The organism is Desulfobacterales bacterium (genome assembly GCA_030066985.1).
Lineage (GTDB): Bacteria > Desulfobacterota > Desulfobacteria > Desulfobacterales > JAHEIW01 > JAHEIW01.
Map to the genome: position 1 here is coordinate 57,885 of JASJAN010000016.1, position 19,509 is coordinate 77,393.

The 19,509-nt window shown below is 49.6% G+C and carries 22 protein-coding genes and 1 riboswitch; of the genes, 17 read left to right on the forward strand and 5 right to left on the reverse strand.

Annotated features, from left to right (window positions below; translation table 11 throughout):
- Nucleotides 1-106: 106 nt before the first annotated feature.
- Nucleotides 107-598: a hypothetical protein gene (locus QNJ26_09390; GenBank protein ID MDJ0985744.1), complete on the forward strand. Its 492-nt coding sequence runs from the start codon at nt 107-109 to the stop codon at nt 596-598.
- Nucleotides 595-1,953, forward strand: coding sequence for a cache domain-containing protein (locus tag QNJ26_09395; protein ID MDJ0985745.1), 1,359 nt, complete (start codon nt 595-597; stop codon nt 1,951-1,953). The genes QNJ26_09390 and QNJ26_09395 overlap by 4 nt, the downstream gene beginning before the upstream one ends.
- Before the next feature lie 222 nt (nt 1,954-2,175).
- Here the strand turns inward: QNJ26_09395 and QNJ26_09400 are convergent, their stop codons facing one another.
- Complete coding sequence (locus QNJ26_09400; GenBank protein MDJ0985746.1) at nt 2,176-2,622, reverse strand: secondary thiamine-phosphate synthase enzyme YjbQ; 447 nt, start codon at nt 2,620-2,622, stop codon at nt 2,176-2,178.
- A gap of 50 nt (nt 2,623-2,672) precedes the next feature.
- On the opposite strand from QNJ26_09400, the gene QNJ26_09405 reads away from it, so the two are divergent.
- The 4 genes from QNJ26_09405 to QNJ26_09420 all read left to right on the forward strand — a co-directional run bounded on the left by QNJ26_09405 (nt 2,673) and on the right by QNJ26_09420 (nt 5,361).
- On the forward strand, nt 2,673-3,209 hold the full coding sequence (locus QNJ26_09405; GenBank protein MDJ0985747.1) for a PEGA domain-containing protein: 537 nt from the start codon (nt 2,673-2,675) through the stop codon (nt 3,207-3,209).
- Between the two features lie 539 nt (nt 3,210-3,748).
- Nucleotides 3,749-4,261: a hypothetical protein gene (locus QNJ26_09410; GenBank protein MDJ0985748.1), complete on the forward strand. Its 513-nt coding sequence runs from the start codon at nt 3,749-3,751 to the stop codon at nt 4,259-4,261.
- A gap of 31 nt (nt 4,262-4,292) precedes the next feature.
- Nucleotides 4,293-4,559: a PilZ domain-containing protein gene (locus QNJ26_09415; protein MDJ0985749.1), complete on the forward strand. Its 267-nt coding sequence runs from the start codon at nt 4,293-4,295 to the stop codon at nt 4,557-4,559.
- Between the two features lie 415 nt (nt 4,560-4,974).
- On the forward strand, nt 4,975-5,361 hold the full coding sequence (locus QNJ26_09420; protein ID MDJ0985750.1) for a prepilin-type N-terminal cleavage/methylation domain-containing protein: 387 nt from the start codon (nt 4,975-4,977) through the stop codon (nt 5,359-5,361).
- 218 nt (nt 5,362-5,579) lie between these two features.
- On the opposite strand, the gene QNJ26_09425 is transcribed toward QNJ26_09420, so the two are convergent.
- Entirely contained in the window at nt 5,580-6,962 is a 1,383-nt protein-coding gene (locus tag QNJ26_09425; GenBank protein MDJ0985751.1) for a VWA domain-containing protein, read from the reverse strand.
- Between the two features lie 112 nt (nt 6,963-7,074).
- Complete coding sequence (locus QNJ26_09430) at nt 7,075-7,998, reverse strand: MoxR family ATPase (GenBank protein ID MDJ0985752.1); 924 nt, start codon at nt 7,996-7,998, stop codon at nt 7,075-7,077.
- A gap of 323 nt (nt 7,999-8,321) precedes the next feature.
- Here QNJ26_09430 and QNJ26_09435 point away from each other — a divergent pair, with 323 nt between their 5' ends.
- The 9 genes from QNJ26_09435 to QNJ26_09475 all read left to right on the forward strand — a co-directional run bounded on the left by QNJ26_09435 (nt 8,322) and on the right by QNJ26_09475 (nt 15,716).
- On the forward strand, nt 8,322-9,968 hold the full coding sequence (locus tag QNJ26_09435) for a PP2C family protein-serine/threonine phosphatase (GenBank protein MDJ0985753.1): 1,647 nt from the start codon (nt 8,322-8,324) through the stop codon (nt 9,966-9,968).
- 47 nt (nt 9,969-10,015) lie between these two features.
- Complete coding sequence (locus tag QNJ26_09440; protein ID MDJ0985754.1) at nt 10,016-10,669, forward strand: lactate utilization protein; 654 nt, start codon at nt 10,016-10,018, stop codon at nt 10,667-10,669.
- 13 nt (nt 10,670-10,682) lie between these two features.
- Nucleotides 10,683-11,075, forward strand: coding sequence for a universal stress protein (locus tag QNJ26_09445; protein ID MDJ0985755.1), 393 nt, complete (start codon nt 10,683-10,685; stop codon nt 11,073-11,075).
- Between the two features lie 159 nt (nt 11,076-11,234).
- A riboswitch (TPP riboswitch) is annotated at nt 11,235-11,329 on the forward strand.
- 125 nt (nt 11,330-11,454) lie between these two features.
- A complete protein-coding gene (thiM, locus tag QNJ26_09450) occupies nt 11,455-12,264 on the forward strand; it encodes a hydroxyethylthiazole kinase (GenBank protein ID MDJ0985756.1) in 810 nt (269 codons plus the stop codon).
- Nucleotides 12,265-12,392: 128 nt separating this feature from the next.
- Complete coding sequence (thiE, locus tag QNJ26_09455) at nt 12,393-13,037, forward strand: thiamine phosphate synthase (GenBank protein ID MDJ0985757.1); 645 nt, start codon at nt 12,393-12,395, stop codon at nt 13,035-13,037.
- Nucleotides 13,034-14,053, forward strand: coding sequence for a thiamine-phosphate kinase (gene thiL / locus QNJ26_09460; GenBank protein MDJ0985758.1), 1,020 nt, complete (start codon nt 13,034-13,036; stop codon nt 14,051-14,053). The genes thiE and thiL overlap by 4 nt, the downstream gene beginning before the upstream one ends.
- Entirely contained in the window at nt 14,046-14,885 is an 840-nt protein-coding gene (gene thiD / locus QNJ26_09465) for a bifunctional hydroxymethylpyrimidine kinase/phosphomethylpyrimidine kinase (protein ID MDJ0985759.1), read from the forward strand. Before thiL ends, thiD begins: the two co-directional genes overlap by 8 nt.
- Before the next feature lie 132 nt (nt 14,886-15,017).
- Nucleotides 15,018-15,296, forward strand: a complete 279-nt coding sequence (locus QNJ26_09470; protein ID MDJ0985760.1) for a hypothetical protein — start codon at nt 15,018-15,020, stop codon at nt 15,294-15,296.
- Between the two features lie 267 nt (nt 15,297-15,563).
- On the forward strand, nt 15,564-15,716 hold the full coding sequence (locus QNJ26_09475) for a hypothetical protein (protein MDJ0985761.1): 153 nt from the start codon (nt 15,564-15,566) through the stop codon (nt 15,714-15,716).
- A gap of 38 nt (nt 15,717-15,754) precedes the next feature.
- Here the strand turns inward: QNJ26_09475 and QNJ26_09480 are convergent, their stop codons facing one another.
- Entirely contained in the window at nt 15,755-16,600 is an 846-nt protein-coding gene (locus QNJ26_09480; GenBank protein MDJ0985762.1) for a rhomboid family intramembrane serine protease, read from the reverse strand.
- 170 nt (nt 16,601-16,770) lie between these two features.
- The gene (locus QNJ26_09485; protein MDJ0985763.1) at nt 16,771-17,094 is read right to left on the reverse strand and encodes a hypothetical protein; all 324 of its coding nucleotides are present in this window, start codon (nt 17,092-17,094) and stop codon (nt 16,771-16,773) included.
- Between the two features lie 369 nt (nt 17,095-17,463).
- Between QNJ26_09485 and QNJ26_09490 the strand changes: the two genes are divergently transcribed.
- Nucleotides 17,464-18,480 carry a hypothetical protein gene (locus tag QNJ26_09490; protein ID MDJ0985764.1) on the forward strand — a complete coding sequence of 339 codons (1,017 nt, stop codon included), beginning with the start codon at nt 17,464-17,466 and terminating at the stop codon, nt 18,478-18,480.
- Nucleotides 18,473-19,462 (forward strand): DUF362 domain-containing protein, encoded by a 990-nt coding sequence (locus QNJ26_09495; protein MDJ0985765.1) that lies wholly within the window; start codon nt 18,473-18,475, stop codon nt 19,460-19,462. The genes QNJ26_09490 and QNJ26_09495 overlap by 8 nt, the downstream gene beginning before the upstream one ends.
- Nucleotides 19,463-19,509: the final 47 nt, after the last annotated feature.

Sequence of the window (19,509 nt, forward strand, 5' to 3'; positions counted from 1 at the left end):
ATCTATACAAGCGAAATGCAATGACCCATCACCGTTGACCATGTGCGGCAACGAAATGTGCGGTCAAACGAATTAGCCTTATACACAGCTATGAATGGAACGCCATATGGATATTGGTAGACCTGAGCAACCAGAGATTTTTTATCGCAAAACCCATCGCAAGGATCATGACCAAGTTGCCCTTGATGCGGATATGATACGCTTGTTGATCGCTATCGATGATAAGAAGACACTATCTCAGATCGCTGCGGAAGTTCAGATGGAACCAGCAGCCCTCAAAAAGAACCTGGGAAAGCTGATTCAATTGGGGCTGGTTGAACCGATCAAAAAAGACCTGCCCGTATTGGATAAAATCTTTTTGCAGGCATTGAATATTAATTTGTCCAAAGCCATCGGTCCGATGGCTGAATTTTTGATTGAAGAGGTCGCATCGGAAATGGAAATAACCGACCCCGGCATACCCGTACATCAGGCAGCTGAAATGATTACCACCCTTTCTCATGAAATACCGGACCCTGAAAAACGGATTGAATTTAAAAAATCCATGATGGATATTCTCAATAAAAAGCGAATCTATACGGAGGTGCCCAAACCATGATGGACATTATTTGTGATGAATGCGGGAAAAAATATCGCGTTGATGATACGAAGATGAAAGGCCAAAAAGCCAAGGTTAAGTGCAAGGCCTGTAATAACATCATGGTTGTCACCAAACCCGCACCTGAAGTCCCTGCAGAACCGCCTGTGGCGCCTGAAATACCCGAGGAACAACCTCCTCCGGTGCCCCCGCCGACACCTGAGCAGGCCGCTGAACGACCCGCATCGCTGCGCCCGGATGCCGAAAATTTGCAGCGCGAAACAGCGCCGATTTATGGCGGGCAAAAAGTGCGTTTTGGACTATTCGGTAAAATTATTACCGTTATGCTGATCGTCAGCTTATTGCCTTTTGTTATATTTTGGGGAATCACCCTGCGGGAGACCAACGAACGGATTCGCACCGATACGGAAGCCTTGATGGCGCAAACCGCCTCGGGTTTGGAAAATCAAATTAACGGATGGATTAATAACAACGTTGCTATCTTGCGGACGGCAGCAAAGCTGCCCGAAATCAAATCCATGGATGGCATATTGCAAAAGCCCATTTTGGAGACCATCCAAAAGCAATACCCGTGGATGTATCTGGTGTTTACCGTAGGAACCGACGGGTTCAATGTGGCCCGCAGTGACGACGTGCCCCTTAAAGATTATTCTGACCGACAATATTACAAAGATGTCATAAGAGGTAAGGGCCTCAGCTGGCAGACGTTGATTGGCAAAACATCTAAAAAACCGGCCTTGGTATTGTCAGTACCCATTCAAATGGCCGACCAGACCGTTGGTGTTATGGCGGCCGCTATGACCATAGATGACATTTCCAAAAGTATCGCCACCTGGAAAAAAGGAAAAACCGGCTACGCATTTTTAGTGGATGAAAAAGGATACGTGGTCGCTCACCCCAACAGACAATATGTGGCCAAGCGCAAAAACCTCAACAGCCATCCATTAATCGCCAACTATCGTAAAAAAGGCTGGACGACCATCACCACACGATTTAACAACGCCAATGGCAAGCCGGCCCTGGGACATGTCCGCAGTAATAATTATGGTTGGGCACTGGCCATGCAGCAAGAAGATGGTGAGGTGTTTGCGGCGTTAGACCGGATGCAGAAGTTTGCGCTCACGCTTCTGGGGTGCACCATTTTGCTGGTATCAGTTATTGCATGGTTTTCAGCCCGGGCAATTGTCACACCGGTTATGAAGCTAACCGATGCCGCCGAGCGCATGAGCCTGGGTGAACTGAATGTCAAAATCGATATCAAATCCAAAGATGAGATCGGTTTGCTGGCCCAGGCGATTGGCCGCATGCAGACCAGTTTGAGGTTGGCTATGAATCGCCTTCGCCGAAAACGCTAAAACGGGCTCCAGAGCGCTTATCTCTTGTCCGATGGCTGTGTTGTGATCCGATTTATAATGCTCACGTACTACCGTGTACGCTCCTCTTATAAATCGAATCACGCCTTGCCCTCGAACAATATCTAACCGCTCTGAAACCCGTTTACATTCTTAAAAAATCGTTTTACGACTTACCTTGCCTGATTCTATTAAACCGCACTAACAAACTCAACTAATCGTAATTCAAACCTGATGTTCGGCCGTAGTGCCGATGATGGTGACTTCGATGCTGCGCTGACGTGAGTGGTTATCATGGTTGATGGCCACCACCTGTTGCCAGGTCCCTAATCTCAGCCGCCTATTTCGAATCGGCAAAACAATTGAGGGGCCCATCAGCGCTGCCTGGACATGGCTGTGCCCGTTGCCGTCGTGCCAGGCTTCTTCATGGGCATATTCCAATTCCGGGGGCGCCAATCGGTTGATGGCGGCAATTAAATCACTTACCACACCGGGTTCATATTCTATGGTCGTCAACGAACCGGTCGAGCCCACCATAGTGGCATTTAGACTGCCCCTTTCGACCTGCGAATCGTCAATCAACCGTTCAAGAGCCGGTGTTATGTCCCGCATATCCGGGCCCGTTTTGAGGCTGATTTCAATCGAATGACAAAAAAAGGTTAAAGATGACATGGTGTTTTCCTCCATAAAGGGTGTTACATATTTTCCTGCAGGTCATTATAATGAATGTAAAAATCGGAAACAAAAGAGATGCCATGAAAAGGCATCCCAAGATTAAAAAAATTGCCTTTATCGTGATTTCTTTGTGCATTTTTGGATTCCTTTGGATCAGCGCACACGCAGAATTGATCAAGCCGAGCCGATCATTGAAATCCACATCCGGCGGACCCGGCAGCTTGACAGTATTTAGCGAGCCACCGGGGCAAGACGTCAAATTAGATGGGTCATCGGTGGGATCGACGCCCATTCGAGTAAAAACCCTCGATCCCGGCATTCACCGCTTGCAGGTCGGCGGCGCGGCTACGGAAATTTATATCGAACCAGGCCATACCTTTCACATTAGCCTGTTTCGGGACCGCTTTATCAAATTGGACGTTACCCAAAATCAAGCCGCAGCGTCAACCGATAACGGCGGGAGGTCAGCGGTTGACCGCCGAGCCTCTCAAGAGCCGCCGCAACAATTCAGCACCAATGAAGAAAATCGCAAAGCCTGGAAGCGCTGGATGCAATTTGTTGATGGCACATCCAAGCATTTTTGAAAAACTTCCCTGTCCAACGACACCAACACCAGCTGGAGCGTTAACGCATCCGCAGCTTTTGTTGACAAATCGGCTAAATGCCTGTCAGCCCGGCGCTTATTGTTACTTCGTTACCAGCGCAGCTGCAGTCGTCTGACTGATCTGATCACAAACGCTGCAAAATGGAGCCCCTCTCTTCCATCGGTTTTCCCTAAGATTAACGCAAATGTCAAATTTTATAGGTGGTTATATCTTTTTCTATACAGTCGGTGTACGCAGGGACCCGCTAAAAAGCGTATTAAATCAGTATATTGCCGGCCATGGCAACCTGTGCGTGCACAAAAACACACAAAACTCTTGCCCATTAACTTCTTTTTTATCAAAAAATGAATGTGCTTTCATTTTTTTATAACATCATAACCATACGAAATTTATATATAAATATGTATTCAACATTCATTGGCCTGCCTCGCAACGGTAGTTTGGCAAGAAAATTGCTGCATTATTCGTCTGTGGTATTCCAATCTGTATGTGATAAATGCCAATCCAAAGAGGATAGTATGATGGAGCGTCGCAACCACCAGCGCTATGGGGTTCAGCCCGGTACTTTTGCCGTGTTGAGATCCACATCCATTGAATTAAGCAAAATAAAAGATATGAGCATGGGGGAAATCGCCTTTGCGGTGATCAAGTCCAAACCGATTAAAATGGGCCAAATTATCAATATCTCCACCGAAGGGCTGGCTTTTCATTATCTTGACCGCCAGGGGGGATCCAATGGCCTGTATAAGATGGACATCCTATTTGCCAAAGACGCCTTTTTTCTGGATCGGCTGCTTTTCAAACCGGTTTTCGATATTGAAATTAAAACCGATATCCCGCTCAACTCATTTGCGGTACGCAAATGTGGCGTGAAATTTGGAGAATTGAATCAACGCCAACGCGCCCAACTTGAATATTATATTTGTCACCACACGCTGGATTCAGATGAATTTAAAACGACATCTCAACCCTGGTATGATGAGCGATTGATGCTGTGCAACCCGAGTGAAATGGTCGAATCGCTGGCCTAAAAGCTTTAAGGCGTGATCCTTTAATCCATCGATGATAAATAAACGAAAATATCCCAGACGGTTTTGTTCAGAGTCCTCATTTTTTGCAACGCGATATGGCGTCCATGAGTGTTTCATCAAAAATTTAGGCACCAAAGGTGCGTTTATCGAGACGGATTTGTTTTTGCCGGAAGGCAAAGTTGTCACGATCGCCGTACCCACACATGGCAGGGTCAGCAGTCTTAAACTAAAAGGCAAGGTTGTCTGGACGGATCAATATGGATTTGGCGTCGAATTTGGCGAGCCAATTCTAATTTAGAGTGTTTAAAGCCGCAGTTTACCAACTTCTCCCCGTTTAAACTTCATTCTCCGTAACATCGCCCCGAACATGATATTCGGCTGCAAAAGTACTGCAGCTGAGACAAAACTTGTTCATTTTCACACCTGTGGAATTGTGCAAAAAACTTCACAAAGCCTGTCACATTTTTTACAGAACCCCATTTGACGGCAATTTAGAAGCATGTATAACTGTTTGTAATTTATTACAATGCAATACAAATCAAGATAATCCATTGTATTTGCACGCTTTTTGCATAAAAAAGGATCGAGACTTGTTTTTTCCCAATCACAGCTGTGGCGCTGTTTATTGTTCCAAACATTGAGGCACAACATTTACCCGATGAACCCTTAACGCTTAAACCGAAGACGACTTTAAAAGAAGAGGACTACAAAGCATGCGCAAAGAATTATATCGCTTAAACCAGAAAGGCTTTACCTTAATTGAAATGGTTTCTGTGATGATTATCATGGGCGTTGTCGCATCGGTATCGATTCAAAAATTTGATATCGTATCCGATACCGCCAATCAAAGAGCTTTGACGGCGGGAATTAAGGAACTCAATGTCAGAGAGTCGCTGGAGTGGTCAAACGTCAAGATATCCGGTAATGGATATACGACTGATGAGGATTTATGGACTTTGGTCGTAACCAATTTGGGATCCGATTATCAGTGGACTGCTGGGCCGGATCGCGTGTCAGGCGGAACATTGACATTTAAAACGGCATCGAGAGTCCTTAGCCGGCAACCATCAACTGAAACATCAGCGGGTAGGTGGAATTAGCTGGCCAGATCCTCTTTTTAACCTTTGATAAGACAAAAAGCAGCGCCTTTAAAGCGCTGCTTTTTTTTAACCCGATCTCAAAGAGCGGGACACGTTAACGGTTGGCCCCTTCAGCAATCAGCAATTACTTTGGCTTCAACGACCAAACCCCGCTTAGCGAGGACCTTCAGTCAGCTGAATTGGACTTTATGAATTTTCGAATTTCAGACCCTCCATGTTTACAAAACCAGCGACTCGATAAAATCCAGCAGCTGATTTAGGTTCTGGCAGGGACGCACCTCGTCACAACATTCCATGTAAGTTCGCATCTCGCTGTCGCCCGTGTACCAGAAATAGGGTGTCTCGGGATTGAGCCAGATGACCCGGCGGCTTCGATCGCGCATTTCATCCAAGATGCCTTCTTCCGGGTTGCCGTAATTGGACCGGCCGTCTCCGATAATAATCAGGGTTGTTTTTTTGTTGAGCATATCCATATGCCGGTTTTTAAACTGGCGAAATGTCAAACCGTAGTCAGTTGCCGCATTGTATTCAATGTCAGCTTCTTTTAAAATTTTTTCGATGGCCTGGTTGATCTCAAAATTTTCAAAGACATGGGTGACTTCAGCCAGACCGGCCACAAACACAAAACTGCGCACCTGAGTGAAGCATTCCTGTAACGAATAGAGCATATTGAGCATGAAACGCGCCGCTGACCAGACGGATCCGGAAACATCGCACAAGGCCACGATTTTGCTTTTGCGCAGCGGACGATTGCGATAAAACAATTCCACCGGAATACCCTGATAGCCCGCTGCGCGCCGTAATGTTTTTTTGATATCCAGAACCCCGCGGTTTTGGCGCGCATAGCGCCGACTGATGGAATCTTTCAGTTTGCGCACCAGTTGCTCGATCACCTCCCGCATGGTCGCCACTTCTTTTTGGGTCAACGATGCAAAATGGATTTCTCCCAGATGATCCAGCCGCTGTCGATAGGAAGCATTTTTATCAGCGCTAGGGGTGGTTGTGCCCTCATCTTGGGTTAATAGCCGCCGCGCGCTGTCCAAACGGTCTTTAAAATGCGCATTTAAATCGCGGCGAATTTCCCAGTCTATCTCGTCACGATGATCGGCGCTAAACTGCGCCAACGCCTTTTCGACCGCATTGAGCGCCAACATTATTTCAAGGCGTTGCGTCACCGCTCCCAGATTGGCGCCCGGCCCCTGATTGTGATCATCGGCACCGGATCCAATCTGACCTAATTGCTCAAAATAAGGCTGGGGATTAGCGTCCAAGAAATCCAGCACCGCTTGCCAGTCCTTATTTTCCCCTGCTGCCGGTGCCAGTGCTTGCAGGATATCTTGAATTTGTTGCCCCAGGGGTTCGGAGCCGGCAATGGAGGTATCCTGACGCAATTCGTGGAAATACATGTGATAGAGGCGATCAAAGTGATGCTGTTCCCGGTGGCTTTTGGCAAAATTTGCGCGCAATACCGCCGCAAATTGCGGCTCTTCGGCGATGTCGACCATTTGCATTTGGGTCAGGCAATCCAGCACCTCGGAGGTTGAAATACGCAAACCGGCCGACCGGGCGATACCCACAAATCTTAGGACAAGATTGACCATGAAGAATAATGCCTAAAGTTTGGAATGCCCAAAATGACTAAAATTTAAGAACATGCTGATAATTAAAAGATTTTAGGCATTTTAGATCATTTTAGACATTTTAGATCATTTGCTAGTTGATTAACTGAGGTAGCTTCCCTTTTATCAGATCTACATCGGCCTGGTATTTAAGGATCACATTTAAGGTGTCCCTGACCACCTCCACGCTCAAGTCTTCGACTTGCAATACAAGCAGCGATTGCGCCCAGTCCAGTGTCTCAGAAACGCAGGGTTTCTTTTTGAGGTCCAGGTTGCGCATTTTGTGGATCGCGTCGATCAGCTGGCCAGCCAGCGCGGTTTTAATCCCCGGAATTTTCAGCCGCACAATCTGCATCTCCAGTTCACGATCCGGATAATCAATGTACAGGTGAATGCAGCGCCTTTTGAGCGCATCGCTCATATCACGCGAATCGTTGGAAGTTAAAAATACAAAGGGAATGTTAAGGGCCGTGCGGGTGCCCAGTTCAGGAATGGATATTTGGAAATCACTTAAGACTTCCAGCAGAAAGGCTTCGAATTCCGGATCAGATTTATCGACTTCATCCACCAGCAAGACCACCGGCTGTTCGGATGAAATGGCCTGCAGCAGGGGCCGCGGTTGAATAAATCGTTCGGAAAAAAATGCATCCTCCTGGTCTGCAATTCGATCCACCGCTTCGGTCAGACTGCGCGCGCCTGAAACCACATCATCAATTTTTTCTTTGACCATCTGGGTATACAGCAGCTGTTTGGCATATTCCCATTCATAGAGGGCTTTGGTTTCATCCAGCCCTTCGTAGCACTGCAGGCGAATCAGCTCGCGCCCCAGGCTGCGGGCAACAGCTTTTGACAGTTCGGTTTTCCCCACCCCGGCAGGGCCTTCCACCAGCACCGGTTTCAAGGTTGCCTGGGCTAAAAAAACAACCGTGGCGATTGTTTTCGAACAGATATACTCAGCAGACGCCAGGGCCGCAACCACGTGATCAACATCCTTGAATTTTTTAAATGCTTTGCCCATTGGGATTCACCCTGATCAAAGGATTAACAGGTCACCATTTTTAACGCACAATAACACACCGAAGATGCAGATTAAAGCTTATATGCAGAAGAATATACGGACGCTTAAGACACTTTTAAAGGGGGCTGCGATAAAAGCATCGCAAAAGAGGTCTTCGATAATCGATGCGCTTTTCATCGAATTTGATTTCTACTGGATATTGTAGTACGTCAACATATCTATAACTTTAGCCTTTCAGATCCGTAAAGCCACTCGCTGGCCGTATCTTGGCCAGCGGGAAAAATCCAAATAGATCAGATCCTTTGTCCCGGGAGTCCTCCACCATGACCAAACTAAAACGCTTCCACCTTAAAAATGAAATGCTGCTGGCCAACTTTTTGGCCAATTTAATAGCCGTATCCTTTTTCCAGGTATTGATGTTTCGGGCAGAGCCCGAACCACCGGATCATATTTGGCAAAATCCGGCGGTTGAAATGATTGACATCCTGTTTACGCCAGCGGCATTCATCTTTGTTATTACAATGACACTGCGCTATGAGCGGCCGATTCGAAAATATTTAGAGGCAAAGTTTAGCGACAAACCCGTATCGAAGGATTTGGAAGAAACAGCCCGCCGCAAAGTCCTCAATGAACCTTATGTTCTGATCTGCCTGAGTCTAAGCATGTGGCTGCTGTCGGCCGTCGTCTATTCGTTGATGTGGTGGTCTCTCGATGTCGGTGCCTATTGGGTCCATCGCTCGTTGTTTATGAGTTTAAGTACCGGTTTCATTACGGTTACCCTGGCCTTTTTTTTACTGGAGCATGTGTTGCAGAAGCGCTTGGCACCCTATTTCTTCCCAGAAGGAAAGATATCAAGTATCCCCAAAACTCTGCGCATTCGAATACGAACTCGATTGGTCGCACTTCTTTTTGCCTGTAACTTGATACCCCTGTTTTCGATACTGCATATCTTTTACCGAATCACAAGCACCGAATACGACCCGATGGAGCAGCTTGAAATATTGCGGTCTACCATATTTGTGAACACATCCATTTTTATCATTGCCGGTCTATGCCTGACAATTCTCGTCAGCCGCAACCTGACCTTACCATTTGCAGAAATTATTCAAACGCTGCGAAGTGTCAAAAACGGCAGCTATGACCAAAAGGTGCGGGTGACGACCAACGATGAGATTGGATATACCGGTGATGCCATCAATGAAATGACCGAAGGGCTCATGGAACGGGAACGCTTGCAGCGGTCTTTGGATATCGCCAAGGAAGTCCAGCAGAACCTGCTGCCCAGCCAGGATCCGCAAGTTGACGGTCTTGATATTGCGGGCATAAGCATCTATTGTGAAGAAACCGGAGGGGATTACTACGATTATATCGTGACTGCAGAAAGCGACCGGAACAAACTTTGCGTGGTGGTCGGCGATGTCGCCGATCACGGTATCCCATCCGCATTGCTCATGACCACTGCCAGGGCTTTCCTGCGCCAGCGGGCATCACGTTCAGGCGAACTCGATCAGGTCGTTGCCGATGTCAATCTCCAGCTGACCCGGGATGTCGAAGAATCCGGGCGTTTCATGACGCTGTTTATCTGCGAAATCGACCGCGCCAACCAGGCCCTTCAGTGGGTCAACGCCGGTCATGACCCGGCCATCATTTATGGATTAGAAAGTGAAGCGTTTGAAGAATTAGGCGGCAATGCGTTGCCGTTGGGTGTATCCGAGGTGGCGGCTTATCAGAAATTTGACAGGAAAATTGAGCGCGGCCAGATCGTCGTGATGGCAACCGACGGCATTTGGGAAGCGCGCAGCCCCGACGGCGAAATGTTCGGCAAAGAACGTTTTCAGGATCTGATTCGCGAAAATGCCGACCGGCCGGCCAAAGAAATGATTCAAGCGGTCATCAAAGCGGTGGCCCGCTTTTGCCATCCGCTGCAAATAACCGATGATCTTACATTGGTCATCACAAAAATAACATAGAAGCTGTTTTATAGGGTTTGCCCGTTGCCGGTTAATAGGAGGAACAAATGGATAAACCGATTGAAAACTTTTGGCAAATACGACTGGCTGAGATGAAGACCACACTGGAGGCCAACAATTTTGACGTTTTTATCGCCGAAAACAAAGCAGATGCCCATAAAATTGTTTTGGAGGATCTTGTGCCCCGCTTAAAGCCCCAAACGGTATCCTGGGGCGGCTCCATGACGTTTATCGGCTCAGGACTCTATAAATCCTTGCAGGCAGAATCGAATTTGGAGATCTGGGACACCTTTGACAAAAAGGTATCCAAAGAAGAAGCCTATCAAAGACGCCGGCAGGCATTGCATGCCGATTTGTTTATCACCGGCACCAATGCTGTGACCGAATCCGGACAACTGGTGAACCTCGATGCCCAGGGAAATCGGGTCGGCGCGTTGACTTTCGGCCCCCATTGGGTGATTCTGCTGGTCGGGCGTAATAAAATTGTACCGGATCTGGAAGAAGCCATGTTTCGCATCAAAAATTATGTTGCCCCGGCCAACGCTATGCGTCTGGATAAAAAAACACCATGTGTCAAAACATCGTATTGCGAAGAGTGCAATAGCCCTGATCGAATCTGCAGCACCTGGACCATAACTGAAAAATCCTTGCCCAAAGGCAGGATAAAAGTCATACTCATTAACGAGGATTTAGGATTATAGAAAGGAGGGCAAAATGAAAATAATGGTGGGTTTCGACGGATCCAAAGTGTCTGAAGCGGCAATAGAGCTGGCTGCCAAGCATGCGCAGACATTTGGGGCCCAGATTTTTCTGGTGCAATCGATGGTCGGCGGCCCGGAGGTTCCCAAAAGAGATTTTCAAAACAATGAGCGCGAGCTGAAATATCACCAAAATGAATTCAAGAAAAAAGACATTGAATGTGAATCGTTGTTATCGGTCAGGGGCTTGGAAGCCGGTGAAGATTTAACCCGCTTGGCCGAAGAACACAAAGTGGACGAAATCATTGTCGGGGTGAGACGCCGGTCAAAAGTCGGCAAACTGGTATTTGGCTCAACTGCACAATACGTGATCCTAAATGCGCCTTGTCCGGTTGTGACGGTCAAGTAAAGTCTTTGCAAAACCGCAAGTGGCTGCGGGGTCTGTTGTGCAAAGCACAGCTTCTTTTGTACCGCACGGGTTAGTAATCAAATGAATTTGCATCGCTAGAGGTGGACGCCAGAAGAATTTCTACTTGACACGAATTTGATGGGGATTTAAGTTTTTTGACATATTGATATGGGGTGGCTTTATGAGCCTGAGATTATACCCTTGGAACCTGATCTGGGTAATACCAGCGAAGGGAACGATACGCAGATCCGCATTTCTCCGATGATTTAGCCGTTTCCTGCTGGAATCGGCTTTTTTATTGAACTGCAGCACATGGATCCGGTCAAGCCCATCCACCCCAAAGAGAACCCGACACATTTGCAAGCAAAAGAGGGACATAATGACACATTTAAACGAACAGGCCGCCCATAACCTGACGGCAGTACGCGAGCAAAAACCGCTCATTCATAACATCACCAATTTTGTGGTCATGAATTATACAGCTAATGCCCTGCTGGCCATGGGGGCATCACCGGTAATGGCCCACGCCCAGAATGAAGTCGAAGACATGGTCTCCTTTGCCGGAGCGTTGGTGCTCAATATCGGTACGCTGACCGATGACTGGATCGGGTCAATGATCAAGGCCGGCAAAAAAGCCGCCGAACAGCACACACCGATAATCCTGGATCCGGTCGGCTCCGGTGCCACCGCCCTGCGCACAGCATCGGCTAAAAACATCATCAATGCTGCCCGGATGACGGTCATCCGGGGAAATGCTTCGGAAGTGCTGTCGCTACGCGATGAGACATCCAAAACCAAAGGGGTGGATGCCATTCACTCGGTCGAAGATGCCGCAGCAGCCGCCACGGTTTTGGCTGAGGAGCTGAAAACCACCCTGGCCATCACCGGTGAGGTGGATCTGGTAACCGACGGCAGCCGCGTGCTGCGGGTGGCAAACGGGCACCCGCTGATGGGCTATGTTACCGGTACCGGCTGCACGGCCACGACCATCATTGGCGCTTTTTTAGCGGTCGATGATGATCCGCTGCGGGCAACAGCCACGGCCCTGGCCTATTTTGGCCTGGCCGGTGAAGTTGCCAGCCAAACTGCCAGCGCCCCGGGAAGCTTTATGATTCAGATGATCGATGCGCTTTATTCCATTACGCCCGAAACGCTTAAGGCTTGCTGTAAAATAGAAGCACATAGCTAGATCCGCAGGCAGAAATTTAATGTTTCGGGTGTCAGGGCCGATCAGATGGCTGACACCAGAATCCGCCTGCGGCGAAACACCTGAAACCTAAAAAACGGCCAGAGACCAGCAAACCGAAGACAAGCTTTATGACATTAACCAACATCGACTATTCCCTGTACCTGGTCACCGACCGGGGTTTGGCCCGCGGTCGCGCGACCCTTGACATTGTCACCGCAGCCGTCAACGGTGGTGCCACCGTCGTGCAATTGCGTGAAAAAGAGTGCTCCACTCTGGAGTTCATTGAACAGGCCCTGAGCATTAAAGCGTTTCTTCAGACCCGCAACATTCCCTTGATTATCAATGACCGCGTCGATGTGGCCCAGGCCGTCAAAGCCGATGGGGTGCATTTGGGGCAAACCGATATGCCGCTTGAGATGGCCAAAGGCATCTTGGGTGATTCAATGACGATCGGCATATCGGCCGAATGTCTTGAAGATGCCATCAAGGCTGAAAAAGGTGGCGCCGATTATTTGGGGATCAGCCCCATTTACGCCACCCCCACAAAAACCGATACGGCTCCGGCGCTGGGATTAGCCGGGCTGCGGGAAATTCGTCAGGCCGTAAGCCTGCCACTGGTGGGTATCGGTGGTTTAAACAAAGAAAATGCGACTGACGTCATTCGCAATGGCGCTGATGGTGTAGCAGTGGTTTCAGCAATTGTGGCTGCCGATGACCCTGAAGGCGCAGCCCGCGGATTAAGGCAAGTAATAAACGAGGCCCAAAAGATATGAGCCTGAAAGACATCGGTGAATTTGGTTTTATTAAAAAAATCAGCCGCGGCTGCCTGATTCGGCCGGACAATATTGTCAAGGCCATCGGCGATGATGCCGCTGCTTTCAGAAGCGACCCCGAACAGCTGGCGCTGATCACAACCGATTTACTGGTGGAGCGTATTCACTTTTTACGCGATGCCATCGCGGGATTTGATCTGGGTTTCAAGTCACTAGCCGTCAACCTGAGCGATATCGCCGCCATGGGCGGCACCGCCCGGGAGGCTTTCATCAGTATTGCCATTCCCGATGATTGCCGGTTGGATTACCTGGATGAAATTTATAACGGAATCAAAAAACTGGCCGCCGAATTCGATGTCAATCTGCTGGGGGGCGATACCACCCGCTCAAAGATCGATCTGATTATCAATATTGTGGTGCAGGGCATGGTTCCGCAGGCGGAGCTTTTATGCCGTAATGCCGCCCGGCCTTCGGATATTATTTGTTCGACTGGTTTTTTAGGCGACAGCAAGGCCGGTCTGCATCTCGTACTCAATAAAATTACCGCCGACACGCATGGGCTCAAATCATTGCTTAAGGCCCACAATCTGCCGCAGCCGCATCTGCGGGAAGGCCGTTTTCTTGCCCAGCAGTCCGGGGTTCACGCCGCCATCGACACCAGCGACGGCTTGAGCTCTGATCTGGGCCATATCGCTGAAGACAGCCAGGTCGGCGCCCTTCTGTATGCCGATAAAATTCCGCTTTCAGTGAACCTGAAAGATTTTTGCGCACGCTTTGGCTTTGACCCGGTCGAATACGCCCTTTCCGGCGGCGAAGATTATACCCTGTTGTGCACAATTGCGCCGGACCACGCACAGGAAATTGCGCGTGGATTTGAGAATAAATTTAAGCGCCCGCTGTTTGCCATTGGCAAAATCACAGCGGACAAAGATATGGTGCTGATCAATCCGGATGGCACCACCCAACCCATCATCCCCTCAGGCTGGGATCATTTTAGGATTAAAGAAAATGAATGAAGCTGCCCAAAATCAGAAAAGCCCTAAACAATATCATAAAGTGCTGACGATCGCCGGCTCCGATAGCGGCGGCGGCGCCGGCATTCAGGCCGATCTGAAAACCATTTCCGCCATTGGCTGCTATGGCATGTCGGTCATTACCGCCCTGACGGCCCAGAATACACGCGGTGTTTTTGGCATTCACGCTGTTCCACCCGCTTTTGCCGTGGAACAAATTGATGCGGTCATAAGCGATATCGGCGCCGATGCCATTAAAATTGGAATGCTGTACTCAGCCGAGCTGATCGAGGCCGTGGCCGCAGCGCTCAAAAAACACAACGCCGCCCGAATCGTGCTGGATCCGGTCATGGTGGCCCAGAGCGGGGATAAACTGCTGCAGGATGATGCCGTTGAAGCCATCAAGACCCATTTGATGCCATTGGCTCAGGTGGTCACCCCGAATATACCGGAGGCTGAGGTCCTCAACGGCCAGCACATCCAAACTCAGAAAGATGTTGAAAGTGCTGCCAAATTGCTGGCCGCGCACCGCAGCCGCAGCATTTTAATTAAGGGCGGGCACGGGGATGATCAGCATAGTAGCGACCTTTTGTACCTGACCGACGGGGACCGCCTGATGTGGTTGCCGGCGGAGCGTATTGCGACCCAAAACAACCATGGCACCGGCTGCACGCTTTCATCTGCGATCGCCAGTTATCTTGCCCGGGGTCACGACACCCAGGCGGCGGTTCAAAAAGCCAAAAGCTTTATGAACAGCGCCATTGCGGCCGGCGCCGCTTTTAAAATCGGCCACGGCCACGGACCGGTGCACCATTTCTTTAATTGGTGGGATTAGATATGCAACTGCGGCAGGGATGAGATGAAACACATATGAACACCGGCCAGTGGTCAATTTCCGGTCAGCGCCGGCACGATACGCAATGCGGCCGATATTAACGAAAATGCGATTCTTTGAAAGGTCAACCCCATGGCACCACCACAGGAGGGCACAATTCTCGATCGCGATATTCGCCACTTCATTTATCGGTCTTTTGCCACAACCGGCCGGCCGCCGACCACAGCCGAAGCAGCGGATCATTTTAAAACTTCAATTGCCGCAGTTGAGTATGCCTATGAAAATCTAGCCAACGCACACCACATTGCGCTTGCCCCGGGATCTTATTCAATCTGGATGGCACACCCTTTTTCAGCCCTGCCAACAAATTATGTGGCTGAGGTAGAAGGCAAACGGTTTTGGGGCAATTGAGTTTGGGATATCTTCGGCATTGCGGCCATATTGGGCAAAAATGCCAGAGGACATGCTCCGTGTGGGTGTGGAGAGTGTGACGAAAAATTGAATTTAGAGATTCGCCACGGGCTGCCGGTGGCATCAGATTGGCTGGTTCATTTTGTTGTACCAGCCGTCAAGTTTTGGGAAAACATCGGCTTTACCTGAGCAACGATACTGGCTTTCAGTTTGGAAGACCATCTTAAACTTTGGTTATCCAGGCGAAAATTAAAGGCCGGATATTCGATGATGATTCAAAAATGTTGGGAGCTTGCGCAAAGCTGGTATACCGGCCGCCTGGATGTTGACTGGCAGCGCCTAAACCCGCAAGAAATGCAGCAGCTATTTGACCGCTTAGGGCTCAAAGGATCGTTTTGGGATCTGGGTCATACGCACTGAGTCGGATGCGCATACCTGACTTTTTAAACCACGCCATTTTAGACCATAAAACGAATATATATTCCCGATAAAACCGCCCAGCCCAGAATGAGAAGCGTTAAAACCGCCAGCCCGCCGGCCAGTAGTTTGTGTACGATATTCTCCCTTTTGCGTTCCTGATACCCCAGCAAAAACCCGAGACCGATACCGGCCGCAAGCCCACCGGCGTGTCCCCAGTTGTTGATGATCGGTACCAGAAAACCGAACACAAACAGCAGCAGCATCCAGATGCCGATTTGTTTATAGAGCGCCCGTCCGTATACACCTCCCCGGCTTTTGCCGTAATACAGCAAGGCGCCGGCCAGGCTGCAGACCGAGGCGGAGGCACCGATCGTCCATGGCACGGCCGCTATAACCGATACCCCAAAGCCCATCACGCCGCCCAGGGTGTAAATGATAAACATGCGATACACACCGAATTCCCGCGCCACCAGCAACCCCAGCTGGCGGAAAGCCACCATGTTGAAGAAAATATGCAAAATTCCGCCATGCAGATAATTGGCGGAAATCAGGGTCCAGTATCGCTGGTCGGCATCGATGGGTTCGCTTCCGGTTGCCCCCAGTAATTCAAGGATTTGCCCTGAGGGTGATAAGAATGTCAGCGGATTCATACCCAGGCCAAATCCTCTGGGATTCAACAACAAACAAATTGCGTAAATGCCGATATTGATCCCGATCATCACTTTGACCAGCCGATAGGGGTCGTTAAAACCGCGGGTCCAGATGTTGTTTTTCCACCAGGCCGCCGGGTGCGCTGTACCGCAATATGGACAGTGCTTTTCAGACGTGCTGATCAGTTTTTTACAGTTGGGGCAAAGCAGAGATTGTCTTTTTTGAGCAGGCATAAGTTGAAAGGGGTATAAATGTTTTGAGATTTTATAATGTGGGTTTCCATTCAGAAGTGAGTCCGCCAAAGGCGCACTGAGCCGGAAAGAAAACCAGAGTTGATTGCTTTTTAACCGGCAAACGGGAAAACGGGTAACGGGCTCAACCTTTGTCCATTTCTGAGCGAAACCTACTTTGATACCCAGGCTAACGAATCCGGAATCACCGGTCCGCCGACATTCTCAGACAAATTTTTCAGGGACTGCTGCAATTGCGCCATTTTGGCATCAAGATTTTGCCGGTTGGGTGACCAGTCGGCCGGGCATGCGGATCGCAGCTGTTCGACTTCGGCGTCGATTTGATCCACAATCGAATACAGCCCTCGGATTGATGGAAACGCCGTTTCCTTTTCTGCTTCCGGCAGGCGGTCGACAATTCGGATGGCATCGTACAGTTTGGCTTTCCATTTTGTCAGATGTTCTTCCAGTGTATCACAATATGCAGTCGCATCCATGGCATCCTCCTAACTGACAAGGAATTGACAAAGGCAAACCGGTATTGTCAATCGGTTACGATACCTTTATCAGCTACTTCGGTATTATTTATATTAAGACGCCAGCCCCGCGGGTCAAGTTTCGTTTCACAGGAAAACCGGCCACCTACTTGCTCGGACCCGATCAAGGTATCACAGCGTGACACGGCTTTCCAATTGACACATTGCCTGCTTTTTTTTATGATGGCAGCGATTCATGAATTGTCTGTAAATTCCCATCCACAATTCTGCAACCGTCATCGGGAACAGACACACTTCTCAGCCATTGGTTTTCTCTTGATCATTTCAACCATTAAACACTTGCATACGGTGTGATGATTCGAGGATTGCGTGGAGCAGGACATCAAAACCAAAGCAGCTTCAAAACAAACCCTTGTGAGCCTGATCATACTGGGTGTCCTTGCAGTAGTCGCCGGCGGCGTCTATATGGCGCAGTTTAACTACTATCCGGCGGTTGAGCAGTTGGCTTCAAGTTTGCCGGCCGCTGGCCAACGTGAACCGACGCCCGCAGGTAATGCTGAGCCGTCACTGATCACACCGCCAGCCGGTCAGACGCCAATGACACCCATGGAGGCCTTTGATGCCGCCACGCTTTCAGATAAAATTAACGGTAAAGCCGAGCTGTATCTGGCATCCGGCTTCAAGCGCCTCCACAGCCAGCGGCTGCAGGTGGAAACGATCGATGGAATATGGATGGAAGTTTTTGTTTATGACATGCAGACACCGCAAAATGCATTTGCGGTTTTCAGCGCGCAGCGCCGATCCGATGCCGCAAAAGTCGATATCGGGCAATATGGCTACCAGACCGCCAATGCGCTGTTTTTTGTACATGGCCCCTTTTATGTTGAAATTGTCGCCTCCGATAGGTCTGAGACCATCACAGCGCCCATGCGCACCCTGGCCGAAACATTTATCAAAGACCACCCTGTTGAGACCCAGACCATTGACGAGAAAGCGCTTTTCCCTGCGCAGGGGCTAATGGCAGACAGCATTGCATTGGTGTCTGCCGATGCTTTCGGATATGAGCGTTTTGATCAAATATTCACCGCTACCTATCAGCTGGAGGGCACAGAGCTGATGGCATATGTATCACGTCGCCAGTCACCCGCTGAAGCGCAGGAACTGACCTCTGGTTATGCCGATTTTCTGATGGCATTTGGCGGCTCGGCGGTTAAATCGGATCTTTCCATCCCTGAGGCCAGGATGGTTCATATCCTGGATACCTATGAAGTCGTGTTTTCCCAGGGTCCCTATCTTATCGGTGTGCGCGAAGCCGCTGATCAGCAGTCAGCACAGGATTTGGCCTTGCAAATGTTTGATCGCATCAAAGAGGTTGCCCGTGAATAACCCAGCAGATCATCACATAAGCCGGCGTCAATTTATGGTGCGCTCCGCCAAAGCCGGTGCCTCGGTTGTGGCCGCCGGCGCTATCGGTTTCTGGTTTTATGACAGCGTTGGGCCCGGCCGGCCGTCAACGGATGCAACCGCACTTCAGATACCCGATTTTTCGATGCCTGAACTGGACGCGCGCATGGGTATCGTTCGCGGCAGCAACCGATCCGAGACGCTTGAGCTGGCTTTGAAATCCATTGGGGGGCTGGAAGCGTTTATCAAAAAAGGGGACCGGGTGCTGCTGAAAGTCAATGCCGCCTTCGCATCGGCCCCCATGCTTTCTGCTACCACCCACCCGGAAATGGTTACAGCGCTAACCCGTTTATGTTTTAAGGCCGGCGCCGCATCGGTTGCGGTCACCGACAATCCGATCAATGATCCGGCCAGTTGTTTTCGATTGACCGGCATCGAACAGGCCGCCCGCTCTGCCGGCGCTGCTGTTTTAATGCCGCAGGAAAAATTATTTAGACCTTTTACGCTGCCGCAGGCAAATCTGATTCGCAGCTGGCCGGTTTTATACGAGCCGTTGAGCCGGGTTGATAAGATCATTGGGACCGCCCCGGTAAAGGACCATCATCGCAGCGGGGCCTCGATGATCATGAAAAACTGGTACGGATTGCTGGGCGGGCGGCGCAATATTTTTCACCAGGATATTCATACGATCATCAAGGAGCTGGCTATGATGATCAGACCGACCCTGGTGGTTTTGGACGGCACCACCACCATGATGCACAACGGCCCGACGGGCGGCTCGCTCTCAGACCTGAAAGAAACCAACACCGTAATCGTCAGTACCGATCAGGTTGCCGCCGATGCCTTTGGCGCCACTTTGCTCAATAAAACCGTCGCCGACCTGGCGTTCATTAAAAAAGCGGAAGCCGTCGGACTCGGAACCGCCGATTTCAGGTCCCTGAATCCGGTGATGGCGTCTATATGATGGAGGTTCTGGGTTCAGCGTTCCGGGTTCAGAGTTGTAACCCTTGA